This is a genomic window from Budvicia aquatica DSM 5075 = ATCC 35567 (assembly GCF_000427805.1).
Taxonomy (GTDB): domain Bacteria; phylum Pseudomonadota; class Gammaproteobacteria; order Enterobacterales; family Enterobacteriaceae; genus Budvicia; species Budvicia aquatica.
The window spans coordinates 100,203-107,345 of the sequence record NZ_ATYS01000019.1; the positions used below are offsets into that span (position 1 = coordinate 100,203).

The 7,143-nt window shown below is 43.3% G+C and carries 7 protein-coding genes and 1 tRNA gene; all 8 read left to right on the forward strand.

The annotated features are described in order from the left end of the window. The first annotated feature begins 1 nt into the window (after position 1). The gene (gene glmM / locus YWE_RS0109840) at positions 2–1,342 is read left to right on the forward strand and encodes a phosphoglucosamine mutase (protein WP_029094374.1); all 1,341 of its coding nucleotides are present in this window, start codon (positions 2–4) and stop codon (positions 1,340–1,342) included. 347 nt (positions 1,343–1,689) lie between these two features. Further along, positions 1,690–2,409, forward strand: a complete 720-nt coding sequence (locus tag YWE_RS0109845; protein WP_029094375.1) for a glycoside hydrolase family 25 protein — start codon at positions 1,690–1,692, stop codon at positions 2,407–2,409. Between the two features lie 118 nt (positions 2,410–2,527). Beyond that, on the forward strand, positions 2,528–3,361 hold the full coding sequence (locus tag YWE_RS0109850) for a hypothetical protein (protein ID WP_127526413.1): 834 nt from the start codon (positions 2,528–2,530) through the stop codon (positions 3,359–3,361). A gap of 251 nt (positions 3,362–3,612) precedes the next feature. Continuing rightward, positions 3,613–3,945, forward strand: coding sequence for a preprotein translocase subunit SecG (gene secG, locus YWE_RS0109855; RefSeq protein ID WP_029094377.1), 333 nt, complete (start codon positions 3,613–3,615; stop codon positions 3,943–3,945). 61 nt (positions 3,946–4,006) lie between these two features. Continuing rightward, positions 4,007–4,093 (forward strand) — tRNA-Leu (locus YWE_RS0109860). 198 nt (positions 4,094–4,291) lie between these two features. After that, complete coding sequence (locus tag YWE_RS0109865; RefSeq protein WP_029094378.1) at positions 4,292–5,557, forward strand: tyrosine-type recombinase/integrase; 1,266 nt, start codon at positions 4,292–4,294, stop codon at positions 5,555–5,557. A 92-nt stretch (positions 5,558–5,649) separates the two neighbouring features. After that, the gene (locus YWE_RS27025) at positions 5,650–6,099 is read left to right on the forward strand and encodes a DUF2787 family protein (RefSeq protein ID WP_051323270.1); all 450 of its coding nucleotides are present in this window, start codon (positions 5,650–5,652) and stop codon (positions 6,097–6,099) included. A 322-nt stretch (positions 6,100–6,421) separates the two neighbouring features. Then, positions 6,422–7,143 (forward strand): GTPase family protein (locus YWE_RS27030; RefSeq protein WP_036015640.1); only part of this gene is annotated, 722 nt, incomplete at its 3' end.

Here is a 7,143-nt window from a genome sequence, read left to right on the forward strand (position 1 = left end):
AATGAGTAGTAATCGCAAGTATTTTGGCACGGATGGTATTCGGGGCAAAGTTGGTGATCATCCTATAACTCCTGAATTTGTGCTTAAGTTAGGCTGGGCGGCAGGGAAAGTTTTAGCCCGTCATGGTTCTCGTAAAATCATTATTGGTAAAGATACGCGTATTTCCGGCTATATGCTGGAGTCAGCGCTTGAGGCAGGCCTTGCAGCAGCAGGTTTATCCGCGTCTTTTACCGGACCAATGCCAACCCCTGCGGTTGCTTATTTAACCCGAACCTTTCGCGCTGAAGCCGGTATTGTGATTTCTGCTTCTCATAATCCTTATTATGATAACGGCATCAAGTTCTTCTCGATTGACGGCACTAAGCTGCCGGATGCGGTAGAAGAAGCGATTGAAGCTGAAATGGAAAAGCCGCTGACCTGCGTTGAATCAGCCGAGTTAGGCAAAGCCAGCCGAATTAATGATGCTGCCGGCCGTTATATTGAATTCTGTAAGGGCGGGTTCCCTAGCGAACTCAGCCTCAGTGAGTTAAAAATCGTCGTGGACTGCGCCAATGGTGCCACCTATCACATCGCCCCGAGCGTATTGCGTGAATTGGGTGCAAACGTCATTACTATTGGCTGTGAACCGGATGGCATGAATATTAATGAAAAATGTGGTGCTACCGATGTCCGTCTGCTGCAAGAGCGGGTTTTAGCTGAGAAAGCCCATGTAGGTATCGCCTTCGACGGTGATGGCGACCGGGTCATGATGGTTGACCATTTAGGCAATAAAGTGGATGGCGATCAGATCCTGTATATTATTGCGCGTGAGGCTCTGCGTCAGGGGCAGCTTAAAGGCGGAGCCGTTGGCACACTAATGAGCAATATGGGGTTGGAGCTGGCGCTTAAGCAGCTAGGTATCCCGTTTGCCAGAGCTAAAGTAGGTGACCGTTACGTTCTGGAAAAAATGAAAGAATTGGGCTGGACATTAGGTGCAGAAAACTCCGGTCATGTGATTCTTCTGGATAAAACAACAACGGGTGACGGCATTGTTGCTGGCCTGCAAGTATTAGCCGCGATGGCGCGCAACCATATGACACTACACGACCTGTGTAGCGGCATGAGACTTCTGCCTCAGGTACTGGTTAACGTGCGCTTTGCTGGCAAGCATGACCCGCTGGAAGCTGAGAACGTGAAGCAAGTAACGGCTCAGGTTGAGCTAGAGTTGGCAGGGCGTGGTCGGGTATTACTGCGTAAATCAGGTACTGAGCCTCTAATCCGGGTTATGGTTGAAGGTGAGGATGATGAGCAAGTTCTGCGCCTGGCAAACAGCATTGCGGATGCGGTAAAATCTAACGGCTAATGACTTTAGCCTATTATCCAAACTAAAGCGGGAGATTCCCGCCCAGACTGACGATAAAGTAGTGCAATTTGGTTTTATCAGAAGTTTCGTCCGTAAAAAGAATGTCGAAATATTACCTTCTTCTAGCGGCCGAGGGGCGGTACTTTGAGTTCATTGGGCTACGGGCCTAGAATCCCTAGGGGTACTTCGGCTGGCAAGCCAGCTACGGCCCCAACGGAATTCTCTCCCTGCGTTTGAGTTTTTTAAGTCCCAGACTTTGATGTGTGAGGTTTATCAACAGCTTGAGCGGGAGATTCCCGCTTTAGTTTTATGTCACGTCTCAGGGTAGTAAAAGGATATTACTTCATATGCGTGCTAAGTCTCTGCTATTTGTTGTTATCGGCATTACTGCCGCGGCTCTTCTAGTGATTTTTTCACTGTATAATGGATATCTAAGATTTAATTACCCCACATTAAGCCAGTTCCCCGTACAGGGAATTGATATCTCAAATCATCAAAAACAGATTCGCTGGGACGACATTGACAAGTGTCAGGTTAGTTTTGTTTTTATTAAAGCGACTGAGGGCGGCGATTTCAAAGATAAGAGCTTTCATGCTAACTGGACGGCGGCCAGGGAACGTGGTTTTATCGTTGGTGCCTATCATTTCTTCACTTTTTGTAAGTCCGGTGAAGAACAGGCTAAAAATTTTATTGAAACCGTTCCGCTTGAGCCGAATACTCTGCCACCCGTTATTGATCTGGAGTATGGCGGTAACTGTCAACTGACGTCAGACAAAGCGCTGGTACTTGCAGAAATCGAAGTGCTAATTAACCGGCTGGAAGATTTTTATCATAAAAAGCCGATTCTTTATGTAACCAGTGAATTCTATAACGACTTTGTTGCTTATAAATTTGATAATAACCCTATCTGGATCCGGGATATTTATACACAGCCGGCCTTAGTTGATAGTCGTGAGTGGACGCTATGGCAATACGCTAATCGCGGGCATCTTGATGGCATTGATACTTTTGTCGATCTCAATGTTTTCCACGGTACAGAACAACAATTTAAAACGCTTATTGAATAATTTTGTTTATTTCGTTTACTTAAAAGAGATACTTATGGAAAGTAACTATTTCTAAGTGTTATTATCTGCTCGGCTGCATTGAGGCATCCGGATAAAATATATGGCAGGTGATTGGACTATGGACGTGAAATCTTTCATTAGCCGTAATTTCTTTTCTACATTGTTGGTTTTCTGCACGATTCTTATTTCAAGCAACTCGTTTGCATCAGACAATAATTCACTTACAAATAGTAATGCTATTTTTGCGACTAATTTGGTATTAACTGAGAGCGGCAGTAGTTCTATATTTCCTCCCGGCTATAAACTTAAGCAACTTGATGAAACCGTTAGCCTTAACGGAGAGATAGTCAGCTCTGGCCGTATTGAATACAACCCGTCAGGTAACGTGACTCGACTGGAGCGACGGGAAAAGAACCGAAAAGGTGAGTCAATCACCAGGGTTTATAGAGATGAATCAGGCAACTGGATTAAACGTATTAACTGGCTTATTGATGGCAAAGAGTCAGACGTTGGAAAAGTGGTTATTGAATATCTGTTTGATGAGCAGGGCCGTATTGTTTCAAGCCGGTTGTTAAACAGCGTCTGGGCGCGTGAATATATCTATAATGACAATCAACAGCTTACTGAGGTTATTGAAAAACAAATATTAGATGAAAATAATTTCAGTGAAGTAACCTATCCTGTTAGAAGATATCATTACAATTCCCAAGGTTTTATTGCCCGCCGCGATGTGTTAACTAAACGAAAAAATCTTATTTCTACCCATTACTTTGATTATGGTGAACATAATGTTTTACAACGAGTTACCGGCATAGCAAGTAACGACGAAGTAAAAAGAAATAGCGGAGAAAAACATTATTCAGATTACGACCGGTACCACAACTGGTTGCTTGCTGAGTGGGATAACGGAGAAAGCAAGTTCACTAAAATTCGAAAGATTATTTATTACTGATATCTGATTCAAACGTAGCTTAACGGGCCATGATTGCTTTATAATGATGCCGTTAGCCGCAGGCCGACTGAATTTATGCTGATTTTTTCCGCAAATGCGTGCAGGTTGCTAAAATGAACTTGCACCTCACTGTGGCTTTCGTTAGTATTCACACCCGCTCCAGTCGGGAGAGATAGATAAAATTAACATCGTCTCCGGATACTGGTACAAGTTTTAGCACGGGGTTATCCCGAAGGATTACAGGCAAGAATATGTACGAAGCGCTTCTTATTATTTTCCTGTTGGTAGCAATCGGACTGGTTGGTCTGGTTATGCTTCAGCAAGGTAAAGGTGCTGACATGGGCGCTTCTTTCGGTGCCGGTGCCTCTGCAACTTTATTCGGTTCAGGCGGGTCAGGTAACTTTATGACTCGAATGACAGCAGTTTTAGCGACGCTATTCTTTGTGATTAGCCTAGCATTAGGCAATCTCAGTACCCACCAGGATAAGAAAGTGGGCGAATGGGAAGACCTAAGCACTCCGGTGAAAACTGAGGCAGTTAAACCTGTCCCTCAGAATACACCAAGCAGTGATATCCCTCGCTAAGGGATAGGATTAAAAAGAGTTCGAAGAGTAACCATTACAGGTTGCTCTGTATGAAAGCAGTGCCGAGGTGGTGGAATTGGTAGACACGCTACCTTGAGGTGGTAGTGCCCGATTGGGCTTACGGGTTCAAGTCCCGTCCTCGGTACCAATATCAAATCAATAGACGTCAATAGACGTCTATTTTTTTATCTTAACTTCACGTTTCTACACGTATTTTCTTCATTTCCTATTCTCTCTACGTATACTCAATTCAACCGACATCAATGTGCTCATGTGGGTATAAATGCGGGTATATTCTCGCATAGAAAAATCCTGTACCCTCAATAGCGATTTAAAGGAATACACTATGGCCCTGACGGACATCAAAGTACGCTCAGCAAAGCCGGAAGATAAAGCGTACAAACTCACCGATGGTGACGGTATGTTTCTACTGGTTCATCCCAATGGTTCGAAATACTGGCGTTTACGTTATCGATTTGGCGGTAAGGAAAAGACGCTTGCGCTAGGTGTTTATCCAGAGGTTACTCTAGCTGACGCTCGTCAAAAACGTGATGAAGCCAGAAAGCTGATTGTTGTGGGCACAGACCCGAATGAATATAAAAGGGCAGTAAAAGCCGAGTTAGAGGATGAAGCCAAAACTTTTGAATCCGTAGCTAGGGCTTGGCACGCCGAAAATAGGAAATGGTCAGCGTTACATAGTGAACGCATATTGAAAGGTTTAGTCGAGCATATATTCCCTTCCATCGGAAAGACATACATTGCCGATTTGAAAACCAAGGATCTGTTAGTGCCGATTAAGAACGTCGAACGTTCAGGCCGCTTAGAGGTTGCTATGCGTCTAAAACAGCGAACTACAGCAATTATGACCTATGCTGTACAGAATGGTTTGATTGATTATAATCCAGCTCAAGATATGGCTAGAGCGATTATTTCCGGAAAAGTAACACACCGACCAGCCTTATCACTTGATCTACTCCCTGAACTTCTTAAACGAATTGATTCGTATAAAGGTAGAGAACTTACGAAGTGGGCAATCAAACTTTCTTTGATGCTTTTCGTTCGCTCTAGTGAACTGCGTTTTTCACGTTGGTCAGAAATAGATTTTGATCGTGCTATGTGGACGATTCCTGCTGAACGGGAGTCTATTCCTGGTGTTAAGTTTTCGGAGAGGGGCTCAAAGATGCATACACCGCATTTAGTACCTCTTAGTCGTCAATGCATTGGATTATTTAATAAAGTACAAGAAGTAAGTGGTCGCTGCGATTTGATCTTTATTGGTGACCATTCTTCGAGAAAGCCGATGAGTGAGGGAACAGTTAATAAAGCTTTGCAAAATATGGGCTATGACACGAAAACAGAAATCTGTGGTCATGGTTTTCGTACAATGGCCTGTAGTGCATTAATTGAGTCGGGATTATGGTCCAGAGATGGTGTAGAGCGTCAGATGAGCCATCAGGAACGTAATGGTGTCAGGGCGGCTTACATCCATAAGGCTGAGCATTTAGATGAACGGCGATTGATGGTGCAGTGGTGGGCGGATTATCTGGATGCTAACCGAGATACTTATATCAGTCCTTTTGACTTTGCTAAGGTCATTAAACCTACAACCTAAAATAAATTTCCAAATATGACTAAAACCCGAGGGGAGGCTTTTTAGCCTCCCCTCTATTTGTTCATAATAAATTATGCGAATGAGACGTATTCATGAAAATAAAATCTAATCGACTAAAACGAAAAACACCGCACTTAACCATCACCTGTGACTTACCGATTTTTAAACCCTTCATTACCCTGCTGGCCAACATCATCGAACGTCACCCAAAAGTCTTCAGCATCACACTCAATTACAGTAATGCGGACTACACGGCAGAAACGGGCGGTTACCGCCCTGTGGAAATTAGACTAGAAAGGAAACAGGATAATCGATGGTATATCTGTTACGTAACCGAGTTTACCTATACATCCACACCATTTGGTCAAGAATCAACCTATGCTATCGATTTTGACTTTAGTCGGGGCTTGGGGTATCAGCTTGGTATGCGACAGGAGCCTATTGCTGCCTACGGCCCCCTGTATAGCCTTTGGCAACGTAACTTCTGCCGTTACCATTCCCATGACATTTATCAGTGTAAGACCCGCATTGAGGAGGCATAACCTACGTACAACCATTCTTTATTATGTCAGTACGCTCTTCAGCCCTTCTCTTCTTATATCGTTTAGTTACACCTCATTCTGGCGCTAACACTCCGTCGGTATAGTTCATTTATGTAAATATCGACAAAACCAACAAAGATAAATAATCAATACCGAGGAATATTAAGCATATTCCCCCGGTTAAATAACGTTTAGCTGTTTTTAACCGCATTGATCGGCGGCGGCGATCAATATCACATTTTTTCATTGTTACAAACGATCAATCACCAACCGGTGAATTGATAGACTAAATCCCTTTAAAAACCAGCCAAAGGAAAGCGTTATGGATGATAAATCCGGTATTGAAATTGTTCGGTCGTACTTAGATGTTTTACCTAAATCACTCAGTGACAAAATCATTGATAAATTAAAACACACGATTAACTACGAACCTGTTATTGGTGTAATGGGGAAAACAGGGGCTGGAAAATCAAGTTTATGTAATGCCATATTTCGCAGCAATATCTGTGAAGTCAGCGATATAGGAGCCTGTACCCGTGAAGTCAAAAGAATGAAGCTGACCTTTGGCAAACGGTCTCTTATTTTAATCGATATTCCGGGCGTCGGTGAAAGCAAGGAACGTGATGAAGAGTATAAGACGTTATATCGCTCACTATTACCCGAGTTAGATATTGTACTTTGGGTATTAAAAGGGGATGACCGTGCTTTCGCATCCGATGAATATTTTTATCACCATGTCATAAAAACCAGTCAGGAGGGAGATGAGAAAATTGTTTTTGTCTTAAATCAGATAGACAAAATTGAACCCTACCGAGAATGGGATACAGCAAATAACCGTCCTTCTCCATTACAGCGCCAACATATCAAAGAAAAACAAGCCTACGTTGAAAAATGCTTCCACTATCCAAGAAATCAAATTGTAGCCGTATCCGCAAACGATAAATACAACATTGATCTGTTGGTTGAGGAAATCATTCGATGTCTCCCAAAGCACGCAAAAAGCAACGTTATCGCCCAAGTCGATCCCAAAAACAGAACCGACCG

Excerpts from the sequence above, each read along its gene's own strand:
- glmM (WP_029094374.1), top strand. The coding sequence starts at position 2 with ATGAGTAGTAATCGCAAGTATTTTGGCACGGATGGTATTCGGGGCAAA.
- YWE_RS0109845 (WP_029094375.1), top strand. The coding sequence starts at position 1,690 with ATGCGTGCTAAGTCTCTGCTATTTGTTGTTATCGGCATTACTGCCGCG.
- YWE_RS0109850 (WP_127526413.1), top strand. The coding sequence starts at position 2,528 with ATGGACGTGAAATCTTTCATTAGCCGTAATTTCTTTTCTACATTGTTG.
- secG (WP_029094377.1), top strand. The coding sequence starts at position 3,613 with ATGTACGAAGCGCTTCTTATTATTTTCCTGTTGGTAGCAATCGGACTG.
- YWE_RS0109865 (WP_029094378.1), top strand. The coding sequence starts at position 4,292 with ATGGCCCTGACGGACATCAAAGTACGCTCAGCAAAGCCGGAAGATAAA.
- YWE_RS27025 (WP_051323270.1), top strand. The coding sequence starts at position 5,650 with ATGAAAATAAAATCTAATCGACTAAAACGAAAAACACCGCACTTAACC.